Source organism: Novosphingobium sp. UBA1939 (genome assembly GCF_002336885.1).
In the GTDB taxonomy this organism is placed as follows: Bacteria; Pseudomonadota; Alphaproteobacteria; order Sphingomonadales; family Sphingomonadaceae; genus Novosphingobium.
In genome coordinates this window covers 1-15,694 of record NZ_DDFB01000067.1, presented here as the reverse complement: position 1 = coordinate 15,694, position 15,694 = coordinate 1, and the positions used below count along the sequence as shown (strand labels likewise).

Here is a 15,694-nt window from a genome sequence, read left to right as displayed (position 1 = left end):
CCCGCCTGGAAATTCGCGACCATCTGTGCGGTCACCTCCACGGGAAAGGCGCTGACGCCGCGCGCGGCCACGCCGTGGTTGCCGGCGAACACGGTCGCCCGCACCCGATCGAGCACCGGCCGTTCGCGCCCCTGCCAGCCCGCCATGAACAGCGCGATCTCCTCCAGCCGCCCCAGCGATCCCGCCGGCTTGGTCAGCACCGCCTGCCGCGCGCGCGCCGCAGCCAGCGCGGCATCGTCGGGCTGCGGCAAGGCGTCGAGCGCGGCGCCGAACGCCGCCGCATCCTGGAAGCGGATCATGGCCAGACAATCATGGGCAGACATAGCCATCAGGCGGGGTGCGCGTGATGAAGTGCCCCTTCACGCCTTCCGGCCATTCGGCATAGGGCACCACACCTTCCGCGCTTTCGGCGTGGCGCGTGGCATAGCCGAGGATCGCGCGGGCCGAAGCCTCGTCGGGCATGAAGCCGCCCAGCACGTAGCCAATCCGGCCGGGCGCGCGGATATGGACCGTGCAATGGCGCTGGCAGGCGAACAGGCAGGCCATTTCCTGCACCGCCACGCCGGCAAGGTCCGGTTCCCGTGCCTGAACCTGCCGCAAGGCCTCGGCGAGCAGCGCGCCGCCGCGCCGCCCGCCTTCGTCCTCGCGCCGGTCGGCGGACAGGCGGCAGGTGGAGCAGACCACCACCGCCGGCCCCGCTGCAACCGCGCGCAGCATCAGAACCGGCTCCGCAGGCCGATATAGACCGTCCGGCCCAGGCTGCCGTAACCGCTGGCGGTCTCGTAGTGCCGGTCGGCCAGGTTTTCGATGCGGCCATGGACCGTCAGCCCGCCAGCCACGCGCCACTGCACGCGCAGGTCGACCAGCCAGTAGTCGGGCAGGGTCGCGCGGCTGCCCGCGCGGTCGAACGTTGCGCCGGCGTAGCGCGCGGCCACGCTGGCCTTCACCCCTTGCGGCAGATCGATTCCGCCTTCGATATTGGCGAGATGGCGCGGCACGCGGGCAAGCTGGCGGCCGAAGTCGGCGCCGCCGGGCGACCGGTCCTGCGCGGAGATCCAGCTGTAGTTGGCTTGCGCGAACAGCACGCCGATCCGCGCATCGCCGCTCAGTTCGATGCCCCGCGCGTGCGCCTTGCGGACATTGGCGTAATAGCCGAAGCGCGTCGTGGTGGTGCCGGGCACATAGCAGGACGCGGGCAGCGTGCCGCTTGTTGGGCAATAGGCGAAGTCGATCAGGTTGTCGGTGTCGCGCTCGAACCATGTCGCGGAACCGTGCAGCACGCTGCCCAGCGTCTGCTCGAAGCCGGCCGACCAGCCCCTCGCCCTTTCGGGCCGGAGGTCCGCGTTGCCGTAGAGGCTGAACAGCTGGTAGAGCGACGGAGCCTTGAACCCTTCGTCATAGCTGGCGCGCAGCACCGTCCTGCCCGCGTTGGGTGTATAGACCCCGCCGGCGCTGAACACCGTGTTGCCACCGAAGCGCGACTGGTGATCGTAGCGCACGCCGCCATTGAGCGTCAGCCCGGCAAGCGGCGTCGCGCGCAGCTCGCCATAGAGGCTGTCGGTCGATGCCGCCTGGGGCACAAGGGCATAGGGCGCGGTGTTGTTGCCCGGCGAGGCCGTGGTCATCCGCTGTTCCTCGCGCTCGGCGCCGAACACGGCCTGCACCGCGTCGGAAAGGCGCAGCGATCCCTGATACTCGAACCGGCGGACGCGGCCGTGGGCATCGAAATTGAGCGGACGGATCGCGCGGGCGGGGTCGTAGTTCTCGCGGTCCGTCTCGGTCTGCATCGCCGCCAGCCGGTTGGTGAAGCGGCCATCGAGCAGCGCCAGATTGAGCCCCGCATAGCCCGACCATTCCTTCGTCCGGCCATAGTTGAGCGAATCGCCCGCCGTGCTGTCGAAATCGTTGCGCGCGTCGGCCCAGTACCCGCGCAGGTCCAGCGACAGGTTCGGCGTCAGCTTGACCGTGGCCGTGCCGCTGGCCGAGGTGCGGCGGTACCCGTCGGGCTCGGTGCCGTTGCTGCGCGCCGAAATGCCGTCGGTGGAGAAGGTCGAAGCGGACAGCCGCCAATCAACCAGCTTGCCCGTGCCGCCCACGCCGGCTTGCGCGTTCACCGTATCGTGCGTGCCGGCCTCGACCGCCAGGCCGCCTTCCAGCGGCTGTTCCGCGCGCCGCGTGGTCACGTTGATGACGCCGCCGATCGCGTCGCTGCCCCACAGGATCGATTGCGGGCCGCGCAGGATCTCGATGCGTTCGATGTCATCGACCAGCAGGTTGGCGAAGGCATAGCCGCCGGACGTGGCGGAAGGATCGGACAGGCGCATCCCGTCGATCACCATCACCGACTGGCCAGCGTCCGCCCCACGGATGCGCAGCGACGTGGCGGCGCCGTAACCGCCGTTGCGCGAAAGGCTGATGCCCGGCGTGCGGACCAGAAGATCGGTCACGGCCAGCGGCTGCGCCTGCCGGATGGCAGCCTCGTCCAGCACGGTGACGGTGGAGGAGACGCGATCCTGCGCGACCGGCGTGCGCAGCGCGGTGACGACGATGGAGGTGTCGGGAGCGGCGTCAGCGGCCGGATCTTCGGGGTAAGGGGCAGCATGGGCGGCCACGGGCAGGCCCAGCGAAAGGGAAAGGATGGAAACAACAGAACAACGGGTCAGGCGCATGGTGCGGTTCCCTGGATACGAACGGCGATGACCTGCCGCTCGGACCGCAAGGAAAACGCCCGCCGCGCGACGCCCCGGCGAGGTGGCCGGAGGGCACGAGACGACGCTTCCCGCACGGTCTTCCCGGCAGGCAGTGGCTGTCGTTGCGCGAGGGATCGTCCCGCCTTTGGCGCGGGAACCTCGAACGTCCGGTGCACCCTGCCCGAACGAAGAACGACCGCGTCAGGCAGGTCTCCTGGCTCACGGGTCAATGCCGGTACGGCCGCCTTCTCAGGACGGTGAAGTCCCAATGGCGTGATGGCCGGTCGGCTCGCCGCTTACAGTTGCAGGGGCAGCCGGGGTTTCGCACCCCGTTCCCTTTTGATCCCCTTTCGGGGAACCTGTCGCAGAGCGGCGGATAGCTTCGCGCCGGCGATGCCGCAAGCGCGAATGCTTGCGGCATCGCGCCGCTTCGCTTATCACCGGCGGCGTAACGGGTGCCCGAAAGGGCTTAATCGGGAAGTCCGGCCGGCGGAAATCCGCCGAATCCGGCACTGCTCCCGCAACTGTGACCGGTGAGCGCATCGCCATCATGCCATTGGGGTTCCGGCCCTGAGAAGGCGGCGACAGGCGCGATGATCCGGGAAGTCAGGAAACCGGCCCGCTATCGTCGTTCCTTCGCGCGGGCGGGATGCACCGGGCGGACGAGGGCTTCTCCCTTGGCGGACGACATAAGTGCGTTTGTTGCCGAAGGGGGCCTGTGATGAACTGCGTCTGACATCCACGACAACCGCAGCAGGCGTGCGCCCCGGCCCCGCGCTTTCGGGCCCGCGCCCGCCCGCGCATCGCAAAGGCCCCCGCGCCGCAGCCGATGGTCGCGTGCGCGGCCACAACGCGAAATCCAACCCGTTCAGGAGACCCCTCATGGTCCGCAATACCCGGTTCGAACTGTCCGTCTTCGGGCTTCTCGCCCTTGTCATGCTCATCACGCGCAGCCATTCGCTGAGCCAGGTCATCCACCTGCCCGATACCAGCCTGGCCAGCTTCTTCGTGCTGGGCTTCTTCGTCCGCCGCGCGGCCGCGTTCGGCGCGCTGTTCCTGCTGGGCTATGCCATCGACGTGGTGGTGATCGGCTGGTTCGGCCAGTCGGCCTTCTGCTTTACGCCCGCCTACGGGATGCTGGTGCCCGCCTATGGCGTGATGTGGCTGGCCGGACGGTACGCGCAGACCCGGCTGGGCGAAAGCCTGGCCGCCCTGCCGATCATGGCCGTGCTGCTGATCTGCGCCACGTTCGCGTCCGAACTGCTTTCGAGCGGCGGTTTCTACTTCCTCGGCGGCCGCTTCGCCGATCCGACGCTCGCAGGTTTCCTGCCGCGCATCGGGCGCTATTTCCCGTCGACGCTGTGGGCGACGCTGGGCTGGAGCGGCCTGGCCGCCGCCGCGTTCTCGCTGCTGTTCCTGATCCGGCCCGAGCTGCGCGAAAGCGAGCGCCGGTGAGCGGGTCCGAAGACAACGCGCACCGCGAGCGCACCCGCCGGCACAAGGCGGTGGTCGACGCCAAAATCGCCGCCGCCACGCGCGACAAGGGCCTGCTGCTGGTGCTGACGGGCAACGGCAAGGGCAAGTCCTCCAGCGCCTTCGGCATGGTCGCGCGCACGCTGGGATACGGTCGCAAGGCGGCCGTGTTCCAGTTCATCAAGGGGGCCGAGAACGTGGGCGAGCGCGCCTTCTTCTCGCGCCATCCCGACGTGATCTGGGAAAAGTGCGGCGAAGGCTTCACCTGGGAAACGCAGGACCGCCAGCGCGATATCGCGGCCGCGCGCGCCGGCTGGGAAAAGGCCAGGGCCGCACTGGCCGATCCGGCGATCAGCCTGGTCGTGCTGGACGAGCTGACCTACCTCGTCACCTATCGCTATCTCGCGCTCGACGAGATCATGCCCGCGCTGGAAGCGCGACCGGCGATGCAGCACGTCGTCATCACCGGCCGCGCCGCCGACGAGGCGCTGATCGCCGCGGCTGACACCGTCAGCGCGATCCGCGACGTGAAACACGCCTTCCGCGACGGCGTGCGCGCGCAGGAAGGGATCGACCGGTGAAGGCGGCGCGGTGCCCGGCCCTGCTGGTCAGCGCGCCGGCATCCGGACAGGGCAAGACGCTGGTGACGGCGGCGCTGGCGCGTCGGCACCGCCAGGCCGGGCGCAAGGTTCGCGTGTTCAAGTGCGGCCCGGACTTCCTCGATCCGATGATCCTCGAACGGGCGAGCGGCGCGCCGGTCTATCAGCTCGACCTGTTCATGGTGGGCGAGGCCGGATGCCGCCGCCTGCTGGCCGATGCCGCGCGCGAGGCCGATCTCATCCTCGTCGAAGGGGTGATGGGCCTGTTCGACGGCGATCCGTCCGCCGCCGATCTGGCCGCCCGCTTCGGCCTGCCCGTGCTGGCGGTGGTGGACGGCAGCGCCATGGCGCAGAGCTACGGCGCGCTGGTCCATGGGCTGGCCACCTACCGCGATGACGTGCGGGTGATCGCGGCGCTGGCCAACCGCGTTGCGGGAGAGCGTCACGCGGCCATGCTCGGCCAAAGCCTGCGCGGCGGCGTGCAGTGGCTGGGCGCCCTGCCCCGCGATGCCGGGATCGCCTTTCCCGAGCGCCATCTCGGCCTGGTGCAGGCGGACGAGATCACCGATCTCGACGGGCGCATCGACCGGGCGGCCGCCGCGCTGCCGGGCGAGGCCTGCTGGCTGCCGGCGCCGGTGGATTTCGCCGGACACGAAGCCTCCACCCGCGCGGGACGCGATCTCGCCGGGCTGCGGATCGCCGTCGCGCGGGATGCGGCGTTCGGTTTCCTCTATCCCGCCAACCTCGATTGCCTGCGCGCGATGGGCGCCACGCTGGCGTTCTTCTCGCCCCTCGCCGATACCACGCTGCCCCCATGCGACGCGCTGTGGCTGCCCGGCGGATACCCGGAACTTCACCTCGACCGGCTGGCCGGCAACCACGCCATGCGCGATGCCATCCGCGCGCACCACGCAGCGGGAAAGGCGGTGCTCGCCGAATGCGGGGGCATGCTCTATTGCCTGGAGGCACTGGACGACGGCAAAGGCGCGCACGCCCCGATGCTGGGCCTGATGCCGGGCCGGGCGACAATGCAGGCGAGCCTTGCCGCGCTGGGATTGCAGGACATGGCGCTGCCCGCGGGCAGCCTGCGCGGCCACACGTTCCACTATTCCAGGATGGATACCCCGTTATCCCCCGTTACCCGGGCCAAAAACCCCGGCGGCCGGACCGGCGAAGCCCTGTTCCGGCAGGGATCGCTGCACGCCACCTACATGCATTTCTATTTCCCCTCCTCGCCCGCCGCTGTCGCCAGCCTGTTCGGGGCATGACCCGGCCGGGTCCTGCGCATGAAGACGGACGATTCCTGCGCAGATCGCATATAACCCGCGTAGCACGGTGCGATAAATCCGGCGCAGTTTCGCATCCCGGGAGCAGGCAGGCAATCGATGGCAACCAACGTGACCACGACCATAGACAGCCGGCTCAAGCGCGTGCTGCGGCACATGCCCGCGCCGGTGGGCATCGTCACTAGCTTCGATCCCGCAACGAACGCACCCGTCGGCCTCGCCATGTCCGCGTTCATGCCGGTGTGCCTCGATCCCTGCGCCATGGCCATCTGCGTCAACCGGTCGGGATCGAGCCACGACGCGATGATCCGCGCGGGGCGTTTCTGCATCAATCTGCTGCATGACGCGCATGACGCGCACATGGCGCCGTTCGCCGGCGCGGCCGCGCGCGAGGAACGCTTCGCGCAGGACGACTGGCGCCAGCATGGCCCGGTCTGGTTCATCGAGGGCGCGCCCGCGAACATCTTTTGCGACATTCGCGAGCGCGTGCCCTATGGAACGCATGACCTGCTCGTGGGCGAGGTCTATGACCTGTTCGACAACGGCAGCGAGGATATCCTTGGCTGGGCGAACGGTGCGCTCGGCCGGATCAANNCGAACCTCCGCTCAGCCCCGCCTGCGCGATGGTCTCGTCTTCATCGGGCGCGCCGCCACTCACGCCGATCCCGCCGATAACCGCGGAGGCCGATGCGATCGGCAGACCGCCGGTGACCATCACCACGTCGGGAACCGACAAGGAAGCGGGCTTCCCACCATCGACCTGCTGTTCCAGCATCCGCGTCGGCACACCAACCGCTGCCGCAGTAATCGCCTTTCCTTCCGCGACCTTGAGGCTCACGAACGAAGCCCCGTCCATCCGCTGAGCCAGGATCACGCGCCCTTCGCGGTTGACCACCACGATGGACACCGCGCGCTGCATGGCGCTGGCCTTGCTGGCAGCCGAAGCCGCCATGCGGATCGCATCCTGCAGCGCCAGCATGGGCCGCACCGTCTGCGCCGCCGCCGGTATGCCCGTGCAGAACAAGCATCCGGCCATGGCCGCCAGAGCAACAAAGAAAATCCGCATCCTTTATTCCCCGCTCAATGCCCCGATCAGTGCATGGTCTTGTCGCCGGCTTCGTCCTTCTTCACCGGCGCGGCCAAATAGGCATGGATCGCCGTTGCATCGTCCTTGCTCAGCACATCGGCGAACGAGGCCATGCCCGCGTAAGAATAGGCTCCGCCCAGCACGATCTGCTCGAACACCTCGTGCGTTTCGGGCGCCATCTTCCAGAGATCCGGGTAGCCGCCAGGGCTGGCTGCCGAAGCGTGGCAGCGCAGGCAATTGTGCGCGAAAAGCTGCTGCCCACGCCTGACCTGCTCCTCGCTACCCCGGAACCTTGCGGGAGCCGGCACAAGCGGCGTTGCCGCAACGCGCGGCGGCAGCCTGGGCTGGTCACCTCCGATCCGGAAGACCAGGAGGCGCGGCGCGTTGACCCGGTCCATCGCCGCCCATCCCGGCAAAAATGACCGATTCATCGCGCCACCGAACCCGGCCGCGACCGCAACATACTGAGTGCCATCGATCGTGTAGCTCATCGGCGAAGCCAGAATACCGGTGCCGATATTGATCCGGTGCAGCAGCGTGCCACTGCGCCCGTCATAGATGTTGAGATAACCATCGGCCGACCCCTGCATGACCAGGCCGTTGCTGGTGGTCATTGTCCCGCCGCTCCAGAACGGCATGACGCGAGAGGTCCAGGCCACCTTCTGCTTCACCGGGTCCCAGGCTTTCAGCACCTGTTCGAAGTGCGGCGCGGGCTGGCCCGCCAGCACACTGGCATCCTGCGTTCCGCCCCAGGACGCCACGGTCGGGAAAGCGCCGACCGATCCCTGCACGTTGCTGTAGGGGCGATAGGGCGTGGGGGCCATCGAGAAGATCATCGGCGCTTCGAGGACCGGAATATAAACAAGTCCCGTTTCGGGGCTGTAGGACATCGGCGGCCAATTGTGTCCGCCGGCTTCCGAAGGCCAGACCAGCTTGGCCTTTTCCGAAAAGTTCGACTGATCGGAGATGACCGGCCGTCCGGTCTTGAGATCGACGCGATCGGCCCAGGTGACCGTGGTGTATTTCTCCGCCGACAGCAGCTCGCCGGTCACGCGGTCCAGCACGTAGAAGAACCCGTTCTTGGGCGCCTGCATGATGACCTTGCGCCGCTTCCCGCCGATATCGAGGTCGGCCAGGATCATGTTCTGCGTGGCGGTGTAGTCCCAGCTATCGCCGGGCGTGGTCTGATAGTGCCACTTCTTGCGACCGGTATCCGCATCGAGCGCGACGATCGAGGACAGATAGAGGTTGTCACCACCCGCCGGGCTGCGCAACCACAGCGGGTGGGGCGATCCGTTGCCCGTGCCGACGTAGACGGTGTTCGTGTCCGGATCGTAGACGATCGAATCCCACGGCGTTCCGCCGCCACCCAGGTCCCAGGCCGAATGCGTGTCCCAGGTCTTGCGCGCCTCGGTCACGTCAGGGCTTTCGTCCGGCCCGGCCTGCGGATCGCCCGGCACCACGAAGAAGCGCCATGCCAGCTTGCCGCTGCGGCGGTCATAGGCGCTGGCATAGCCACGCACGCCCATTTCGCCGCCGCCATTGCCGATCACCACGACATTGCCCGCCACGCGCGGCGCGCCGGTGATGGCATAGCTGCGCGACCGGTCGGTGATCGTATCGGCCTTCCACAGCGGCTTTCCGGTCTTCGCGTCGAGCGCCACGAGATAGCCGTCGAGCGTGGCGACATAGACCGTGCCATCGACCACGGCGACGCCACGATTGACCGCGTCGCAACAGGTGCGCCGGGCAAACGATCCGTCGACATCGGGATCGTACTGCCACAGGAGGCGACCGGTCCGCGCATCGAGCGCATAGACCACGCTCCACGGCCCGGTGGCGTACATCACGCCATCGACGACTACCGGCGTGGCTTCGACACCGCGATTGGTCCGCCCTCGCACCACGAAGCCGTCGAACTCCCAGGCGACCCCCAGCTTGCCCACGCTGGCGGCATCGATCTGCCCTTCGGGATAGTGATAAGCGGTTTCGAGCGCCCACTGCGGATCAGGCGCCTGTGTGCCGGCCAGGGCGTGCCAGCCCGCCAGCCCCGCAATGATCCCGGCGGACATGCCCAGCCATCCCCTGCCGAACCATTTGCTGCCGAACCACGTGTTCCTTGCTGTCCCGTGCATTTCAGTCACACCCTGTTCCCTGCGATGATGCGGCTTCAGAAGCGCTGCCGCAGTTCGACGCCAACCGTACGGGGCCGGATCGTCGTCGCGCGGTCGGACCCGGCCGTCAGGTCGAGATCGATCAGCGGCCGCGCGTCCAGCAGGTTGTTGGCATAGAGCCGCACCTCCGTCCCGCCCTTTCCGAGCGAGGCCGACAGATTGACCACATCGAAGCCTTGCCGGAACTCGGCCGCGTTGGGTGTGGTGCCGGCCACGGCGTTGGCATAGACGATCGAGAGCACCCGATCGAACGAACGGCGCGCGCGACTCTGGTACTGGTATTCGCCGCGCATGTTCAGGCGCCACCCGTTGGACAGATCGTGCGCGAAAGCGGCGTAGGCGCTCGCCATCCATTTCGGCACGGCCTGCACCATGTCACCATCCCGCGCCGTCGTTCCGGGTGCGGCGTTCTTGATAGTGGCATCGGTATAGGTGGCATTGCCGCCGATCTGGAAGCTGGGCGACAGACGGACCTGTCCTTCGATTTCCGCGCCCTTCACTTCGGCCGTTCCCGCGTTGCCGGTAAAGGCGAAGCCGCAGCTCGTCAGGTTGAGCTGCTGCTGGATCTTCTTCCAGTCGGAATAGAATGCGGCGGCGTTGAACGTAACGACGTTCCCGAACGTGTTCTTGGTGCCGACCTCGTAGGTCCACAGATTGTCGGACGAAAAGCTGTCGGGCGCGCGCGTCAGGCCCAGCGCATTCAGATCGGCCGCGCACAGGACGGGATTGATCTGGAACCGGTTGGGGCCGCCGGGGCGGAAGCCTTTCGCGGCCGAAGCATAGAGCAGGTTGTCACGGGCGACCTTGTAGGAAATGCCGAACTTCGGATTGACGCCGCTTTCGCTGCTCTTGCGCCCGCTCACCACGGTCAGTCCGCCATTGAACGGCCCATCGCCCAGAATATCGACGCGCTGGTCGATCTTGAAGCCGCGAACACCGGCAGTGAGGTCAAGGCCGTCCAGCACGGTGTAGGTGACTTCGCCGAACGCGGCGTACTGCTTGGTGTTGGTGAAGGTGTCGCCATAATAGACGAGATCGGCGCCCACGAAGGCGGCGGCTCCCGGCTGGTTGACGGCCTGGACAAGACGATCGTCCTGATTGGAATAGTAGAGCCCCAGCAGCCACTTGAAGCGCGTACCCGGCCCGTTGTCGGAGGCGATGCGCAGCTCCTGGCTGAAGGTCTTGGTGCGGCTGTCCGAGACGTTGCGCGCCGTCAGGGGGAACAGCGGTGGCACGAGATTGCCGATGAAATAGCTGTAATCGCGGACGAAACTCAGTTTGCGATCGAAATAGGCCGTCAGCGACGTGATCTTGGCGCGCCCCAGATCCTTGTCGATGTTCAGGCTGTAGATGCCCGCCTTGTCGTAGGTCGGCTGCTTGATGCGATAGGAGGATGTCAGTTCGGGCTGATCTATGAACAACTGCCCGGCGTTAGCCAGCGTGTAGTCCTGATAGAATACCTGCGGCCGGATCGACCAGCTCGGATCGGGTTGCCACTCCAGCGAAAGGCGGGCAGCAAAGGTATCTCCGTAGTTCTGGTTGGAGGTGCTGCGCGTGCTGAGCGTGTCCTGCACCAGCGGCGTGTAAACCGGCGAGGCGGTGCTGGAATAATGCGAATTGCGCAGGTTTCCGGGCTGGTTGTCGATATAGCCGCCATCGCGGCGATAGAAGAAGCCGCCGCGCAGCGCCAGCGTATCCGCCACCAGAGGGACGTTGGCCACCACTTCGCCGTTGTACGAAGGCGCGCCGTGCTTGGTCACTGCCACGCCGGCCGCGATACTCACTTCGGTTTCGTTGATCTTCGGCCGTGCGCTGACATACTTGATCGCGCCGCCCATGGAATTGCCACCATAGAGCGTTCCCTGCGGCCCTTTCAGCACTTCCAGCCGTTCCATGTCGAAAAACACCGGGTCGAACGCGCCGCTGAACGACGTGGCAATGGTAACGAGCGAGATGTCGTCCAGGTAGATGCCTACCGTGGGCGATGACGCGACGGTACTGATGCCGCGAATGTTGTAGTTGGAAAGCCCGCGCTCGGTGCCAGAATAGGAAAACCCCGGAATGCTCCGCAGCACGTCCTTGACATCGGCGGCACCCCGGTCCCGCAACTGGTCGGCAGTAACCGCGTTCACGGTGACCGGCACATCCTGCAGGCGCTCACCCGTCTTGCGCGCCGTGACGATGATCCCGCCCTGCGGATCGACATCCTCGTTGGCTTCGCTGGCCGCCTGGGCCGCAACCGGCGTCGCCAGGCAGACCGCTGCCGCTCCGCTGGCGAGCAGGGCCAGGCTCCGAAGCCGGCGATGGCTTTCATGTATCATCGATTTTCCCCCACGCTGGTTCCGGACCGATATTTCGGCGGACCCGATCCCCATACTTTACGAAAGCTCACGCGCGGCGCTTATCCTCGAACCCGAATTTCCTTTGCGTTTTCCGGAAAGCCGCGCACCTTTGTTCCGCTTCACCGGGCCGGGGGCTACCGTTCGGCCAAGAGGCGCGATAAAAATGCCACCGCGCAAGGAGGCGTGCCCGCTCATCGCACTGGCGGTCATACCGAACCCGCCGGCTTCACCAAACGGGACCTGCTATTGGACAATCTGCTCACACGAAACCGAGACCCGTTGGATCCCACGATCCTTGCCGTTGTCGATCCGGGCAAGATCAGGGCGATGGATTGCGGCGCCGGATTGCTGGCGGATACCGAAATGATCCACGAAGCCGGGCCAACAGCCCAGGGCTGGCTGCGCGGCGTCACGGTGCGGCAGGGCTATTCGGTGTTCCTGTCCGATGTTTCCCACCTGGACCAAAGCGATTATTTCTATGAAAGCAGGGACTTGCTGAAACTGCACTGCAACCTCGGCGGGGGCAGCACGATCAGCAGCGGGAACGACGAATCCGAATGCCATCCGGGAAGCTTTTCCTTCCTCGTGCAGCCCGATGGCAGCATCAAGAAGGAAGTCGCCCCGCCAAAGGTCCGTTCACGCGCCATCACCATGATCTGCACGCGGGACTTGCTGCGCGATTTTCTGCCGGGGCGTAACGGTCTGCCTTCGACCATTCTCGAATACATGCGCGGCTCGGTCGCCCAGTTCTGCCACAGCGACGCGCCCCTTCCCGTGCCGATGCAGTCCATCGCCGAAGAGATGCTAAATCTGCGTCCCGGCCCGATGACGGACCTGATGTTCGAAGCCAGGGCGCTCGAGCTGCTCTACATGGGATTGCAGCAGCTCGCGGGCTGGAGCGCCGGCCCGGATCTCAAGCCGCATCACCGCAGGAAGGTGCAGCAGGTCCGGGATCTGCTGCACAGCACGGAAGGCACAAGCCTTGGCATCGGCCAGATCAGCCGCGCGGTCGCCTGGAACGAGACGCAGATGATGGAATGCTTCAAGCAGGTCACCGGGATGACGATCTCCGCCTATCGCCAGCGCCTGCGCATGGACGAAGCGCTCGCCATGCTGCGGACCAGCCAACGGTCGATCACGGAGATCGCTCTGGAAGCAGGCTACGAACATCCCGGCAATTTCACGACCGCGTTCAAGCGGACCTTCGGCTTCACACCCAGGGCCGCGCGTTCGCCCTGCAATTGAGCGTCTTCACCATCGCGGCTGCATCAGCCCACGGGCTTGCCCCCGGCCTTCACGATCGCGCCGCCCTTCATCACGAAATCGACGTTCCGTAGCGCGGCCATATCCTGCAAGGGATCGCCCTCCACGGCAATAAGATCGGCAAAATGCCCCTTGGTCACCGCGCCCACGTCGTCGCTCGCCCCCAGCAGGTCCGCGGCGTTGCGCGTTGCCGTGAGGATCGCGTCCATCGGCTTCATGCCGAGCGAGGTCATGAGTACCAGTTCCTGCGCGTTCTCGCCGTGCGCCGAGAGCCCGAACGTATCGGTACCCATGGCAATCTTCACGCCGGCCGCCGCCGCCGCGCGGAAATTTTCGTGCAGGACCGGGGCTATGGCGATCGCCTTGGCGGCAGTGGACGGGTTGAGCTGTTCGGGATGCGTCTTTGCAACCTCGTAGACCCGCTCTCCGACGAGCAGCGTCGGCACGAGATAGGCGTTGTGCTGCTTGAACAGCTTGTAGGTCTGCGCGTCGGCGAACGTTCCGTGCTCCACGGAATCCACGCCCGCCGCCAGGGCATGTTCGATGGCCTGCTTGCCATGGGCATGGGCCGCGACTTTCATGCCAAGCGCGTGCGCGGTGGCGACAACGACTTTCAGCTCATCGTCATCCATGAGTTGCAGGTAGGGATTGTCACCGATCGACATGACCCCGCCCGAAGGCATGATCTTGATCAGGTCCGCGCCTTCGCGCTTCAGCCGGCGGACCGTGCTGCGCGCTTCGTCCGGGCCGTCGATCACGGCATCGCGCGCGTGCGGCAGTTCGGCGATATCGGGGATCAGGCCGTTCGCGGGATCGCTGTGCCCGCCGGTCGGCCCGAGAGCCTCGCCCGCCACCCACATGCGCGGACCGGGCACCTTCCCGTCCGCCACCGCCTTTTTGAGCGCGACGACGGCGTAAGTGTTGTCTCCCACAGACCGGATCGACGTGAAGCCGGCCAGCAGCGTGGCCCGTGCATCGTTCACGCCATCGATCAGCACATCGTAACCCGATTGCGTGACGGCACGGCGAATGGGATCGCCCTTGTAGCCGGTGACCGTAATATGGACGTGCATGTCGATCAGGCCCGGCAGCACCGTCCGGTTCGACAGATCGATCAGCGTGTCCCCCTGGGCGATCGGTGCGAAGCCTTCGCGCACTTCGACAATGCGATCACCGTCCACGACGATCGAGACATTCTCCCGGGGCGGAGCGCCGGTTCCATCGATGAGCTTTCCGGCACGAACGACAGTATGCGCGGTAGCCCCGGAGGGGATCAGGGCCACGGCGCAGGCCAGCGCCAATATCGTGCGGTGCATCTTCGTTAGCCTCCCTTTCGCGGACCGTGCTCCGCCCGCGCAGGAATGGCATAGAGCATTGCTGCAAACTTTTGCCAGCCCATGATTTTCCTGTGCCGCATCCCGAACCGGCGGCTGGTCCACCGGTTCGGCGCGGTTCCGTTCAGGCCAGAACCGCGCGATAGCGGGCGGCGACCTCGCTGCGGGACAGTTGGGGGCCAAGCGCCACGCGCGCCGACTGCATCGCCTCCCAGCCGGCCAGGTCGGCCAGCGGCGGGATCGTCACGTTCTCGCCGCGATCGAGACCAACCAGCGCGGCATCGACCAGGTCGTTCACGTCCATCACCATTTCCGCCGGGAAGGCATCGACGTCCTTGCCCGAACGCTCCCAGATCTCGGTGCGCGTCGCGCCCGGAAGCACCGCCTGCACATGCACGCCGCTGCCCGCCAGTTCGGTGGACAGCCCCTGCGACAGGTTCAGGATGAACGCCTTGCTGCCGCTGTAGGCGCCATCGAACATCTCCGGCGCCAGCGCGAGGACCGACGCGATGTTGACGATCGCGCCTGCGCCCTCGTGCGTCAGGCGCAGCGCCGCAGCGCGGGCCAGCAGGGCGGGTGCGGTGATGTTGAGCGCGATCAGCCGCGTCACTTCCTCGGCCGGACTGGTGACCAGCGTGCCGGTGAGCGCCATGCCGGCATTATTGACCAGCAGGCCCAGGTTCGGGACCGTGGCGATCCGGTCGGCCACGCGCGCGACGGCGGCGGGATCGGTGAGATCGGCGGGCAGGACTTCGACGGACCGGCCGGTTTCCGCGCGCAGGCGGTCCGCCAGCGCGTTCAGGCGGGCAACATCGCGCGCAACGAGGACCAGATCGTGCCCGCGCCGGGCCAGCCGGTCGGCATAGACGGCGCCGATACCCGTCGAAGCGCCAGTGATCACGGCGGTCGCATGGTGGGGAATAGTCATTTCAGGGTGTTCCTTCAGTTGGAAAGCTGGACGTTCGCGGTGACGGAAAGGCCGGGGCGCAGCGCGGCGAGCGCGGACTGGCCGGGATCGAGCCGTATCCGCACCGGCACGCGCTGCACGATCTTGGTGAAGTTGCCGGTGCCGGGCTCAAACGGCAACAGCGCAAACGTCGAGGCCGATCCCGGCGCGAGGCTTTCCACCGTGCCCTTCAGCTTCGCGCCGCCCAGCGCATCGATGCGAACGGTGGCGTGCTGGCCGGGATGCATCCGGCGCGTCTGCGTTTCCTTGAAGTTGGCCGTCACGTAAAGCGCCTGCATCGGCACCAGCGTCAGCGCGCGCGTGCCGGGCTGGACGTAATCGCCGACGCGCAGCTGCCGGTTGGCCACTACGCCATCGATCGGCGCGCGCACTTCGGTGTGGCGCAAGTCCTGGCCGGCAAGATCCAGCGCCGCGCGGGCGCGGGCCTCGCCCGCCTGTGCCTGCGCCAGCGCGGCCAGCAGATCGCCGCGCCGGGCGCC

Annotated in this window: 14 protein-coding genes and 2 riboswitches; of the genes, 5 read left to right on the top strand and 9 right to left on the bottom strand. The window is 66.9% G+C overall.

Annotation, left to right across the window (positions count from 1 at the left end; all coding sequences use genetic code 11):
* The 3 genes from B3547_RS09855 to B3547_RS09845 all read right to left on the bottom strand — a co-directional run.
* Positions 1-299, bottom strand: a 299-nt coding sequence (locus B3547_RS09855) for a nicotinate-nucleotide--dimethylbenzimidazole phosphoribosyltransferase (protein WP_292962597.1), incomplete at its 3' end; no start/stop codon positions are given.
* 10 nt (positions 300-309) lie between these two features.
* Positions 310-717, bottom strand: a complete 408-nt coding sequence (locus tag B3547_RS09850; protein ID WP_292962595.1) for a DUF1636 domain-containing protein — start codon at positions 715-717, stop codon at positions 310-312.
* On the bottom strand, positions 717-2,669 hold the full coding sequence (locus B3547_RS09845) for a TonB-dependent receptor plug domain-containing protein (protein ID WP_292962593.1): 1,953 nt from the start codon (positions 2,667-2,669) through the stop codon (positions 717-719). Before B3547_RS09845 ends, B3547_RS09850 begins: the two co-directional genes overlap by 1 nt.
* Before the next feature lie 208 nt (positions 2,670-2,877).
* Positions 2,878-3,068, bottom strand: a riboswitch (cobalamin riboswitch).
* 58 nt (positions 3,069-3,126) lie between these two features.
* Positions 3,127-3,327: riboswitch (cobalamin riboswitch) on the top strand.
* Between the two features lie 245 nt (positions 3,328-3,572).
* On the opposite strand from B3547_RS09845, the gene B3547_RS09840 reads away from it, so the two are divergent.
* The 4 genes from B3547_RS09840 (at position 3,573) to B3547_RS09825 (ending at position 6,723) form a co-directional block, all read left to right on the top strand.
* Positions 3,573-4,145, top strand: coding sequence for a hypothetical protein (locus tag B3547_RS09840; protein ID WP_125953738.1), 573 nt, complete (start codon positions 3,573-3,575; stop codon positions 4,143-4,145).
* On the top strand, positions 4,142-4,744 hold the full coding sequence (gene cobO, locus B3547_RS09835) for a cob(I)yrinic acid a,c-diamide adenosyltransferase (RefSeq protein WP_292962589.1): 603 nt from the start codon (positions 4,142-4,144) through the stop codon (positions 4,742-4,744). The genes B3547_RS09840 and cobO overlap by 4 nt, the downstream gene beginning before the upstream one ends.
* Entirely contained in the window at positions 4,741-6,030 is a 1,290-nt protein-coding gene (locus tag B3547_RS09830; protein ID WP_292962587.1) for a cobyrinate a,c-diamide synthase, read from the top strand. Before cobO ends, B3547_RS09830 begins: the two co-directional genes overlap by 4 nt.
* A 117-nt stretch (positions 6,031-6,147) precedes the next feature.
* Positions 6,148-6,723, top strand: a complete 576-nt coding sequence (locus B3547_RS09825) for a flavin reductase family protein (RefSeq protein ID WP_292962585.1) — start codon at positions 6,148-6,150, stop codon at positions 6,721-6,723.
* Here the strand turns inward: B3547_RS09825 and B3547_RS09820 are convergent.
* From B3547_RS09820 to B3547_RS09810, 3 genes are read right to left on the bottom strand one after another with little or no spacing between them, the layout of a single operon-like run.
* Complete coding sequence (locus tag B3547_RS09820; RefSeq protein WP_292962582.1) at positions 6,638-7,114, bottom strand: GlcG/HbpS family heme-binding protein; 477 nt, start codon at positions 7,112-7,114, stop codon at positions 6,638-6,640. The two genes, B3547_RS09825 and B3547_RS09820, sit on opposite strands and share 86 nt — an antisense overlap.
* 26 nt (positions 7,115-7,140) lie before the next feature.
* Positions 7,141-9,270, bottom strand: a complete 2,130-nt coding sequence (locus B3547_RS09815) for a PQQ-dependent dehydrogenase, methanol/ethanol family (protein ID WP_292962599.1) — start codon at positions 9,268-9,270, stop codon at positions 7,141-7,143.
* A 35-nt stretch (positions 9,271-9,305) separates the two neighbouring features.
* The gene (locus B3547_RS09810; RefSeq protein ID WP_292962579.1) at positions 9,306-11,630 is read right to left on the bottom strand and encodes a TonB-dependent receptor; all 2,325 of its coding nucleotides are present in this window, start codon (positions 11,628-11,630) and stop codon (positions 9,306-9,308) included.
* Here B3547_RS09810 and B3547_RS09805 point away from each other — a divergent pair.
* The gene (locus B3547_RS09805) at positions 11,613-12,896 is read left to right on the top strand and encodes a helix-turn-helix transcriptional regulator (protein WP_292962576.1); all 1,284 of its coding nucleotides are present in this window, start codon (positions 11,613-11,615) and stop codon (positions 12,894-12,896) included. The genes B3547_RS09810 and B3547_RS09805 overlap by 18 nt on opposite strands.
* 23 nt (positions 12,897-12,919) lie before the next feature.
* Here the strand turns inward: B3547_RS09805 and B3547_RS09800 are convergent, their stop codons facing one another.
* From B3547_RS09800 to B3547_RS09790, 3 genes are all read right to left on the bottom strand, one after another.
* The gene (locus B3547_RS09800; protein WP_124808357.1) at positions 12,920-14,230 is read right to left on the bottom strand and encodes a metal-dependent hydrolase family protein; all 1,311 of its coding nucleotides are present in this window, start codon (positions 14,228-14,230) and stop codon (positions 12,920-12,922) included.
* 142 nt (positions 14,231-14,372) lie between these two features.
* The gene (locus B3547_RS09795; RefSeq protein WP_292962570.1) at positions 14,373-15,176 is read right to left on the bottom strand and encodes an SDR family NAD(P)-dependent oxidoreductase; all 804 of its coding nucleotides are present in this window, start codon (positions 15,174-15,176) and stop codon (positions 14,373-14,375) included.
* Between the two features lie 14 nt (positions 15,177-15,190).
* The coding region (locus B3547_RS09790; RefSeq protein ID WP_292962566.1) for an HlyD family secretion protein at positions 15,191-15,694 on the bottom strand (504 nt) is incomplete at its 5' end.

Excerpts from the sequence above, each read along its gene's own strand:
- B3547_RS09850 (WP_292962595.1), bottom strand. The coding sequence starts at position 717 with ATGCTGCGCGCGGTTGCAGCGGGGCCGGCGGTGGTGGTCTGCTCCACC.
- B3547_RS09845 (WP_292962593.1), bottom strand. The coding sequence starts at position 2,669 with ATGCGCCTGACCCGTTGTTCTGTTGTTTCCATCCTTTCCCTTTCGCTG.
- B3547_RS09840 (WP_125953738.1), top strand. The coding sequence starts at position 3,573 with ATGGTCCGCAATACCCGGTTCGAACTGTCCGTCTTCGGGCTTCTCGCC.
- B3547_RS09815 (WP_292962599.1), bottom strand. The coding sequence starts at position 9,270 with ATGCACGGGACAGCAAGGAACACGTGGTTCGGCAGCAAATGGTTCGGC.
- B3547_RS09805 (WP_292962576.1), top strand. The coding sequence starts at position 11,613 with ATGGCTTTCATGTATCATCGATTTTCCCCCACGCTGGTTCCGGACCGA.
- B3547_RS09810 (WP_292962579.1), bottom strand. The coding sequence starts at position 11,630 with ATGATACATGAAAGCCATCGCCGGCTTCGGAGCCTGGCCCTGCTCGCC.
- B3547_RS09800 (WP_124808357.1), bottom strand. The coding sequence starts at position 14,230 with ATGCACCGCACGATATTGGCGCTGGCCTGCGCCGTGGCCCTGATCCCC.
- B3547_RS09795 (WP_292962570.1), bottom strand. The coding sequence starts at position 15,176 with ATGACTATTCCCCACCATGCGACCGCCGTGATCACTGGCGCTTCGACG.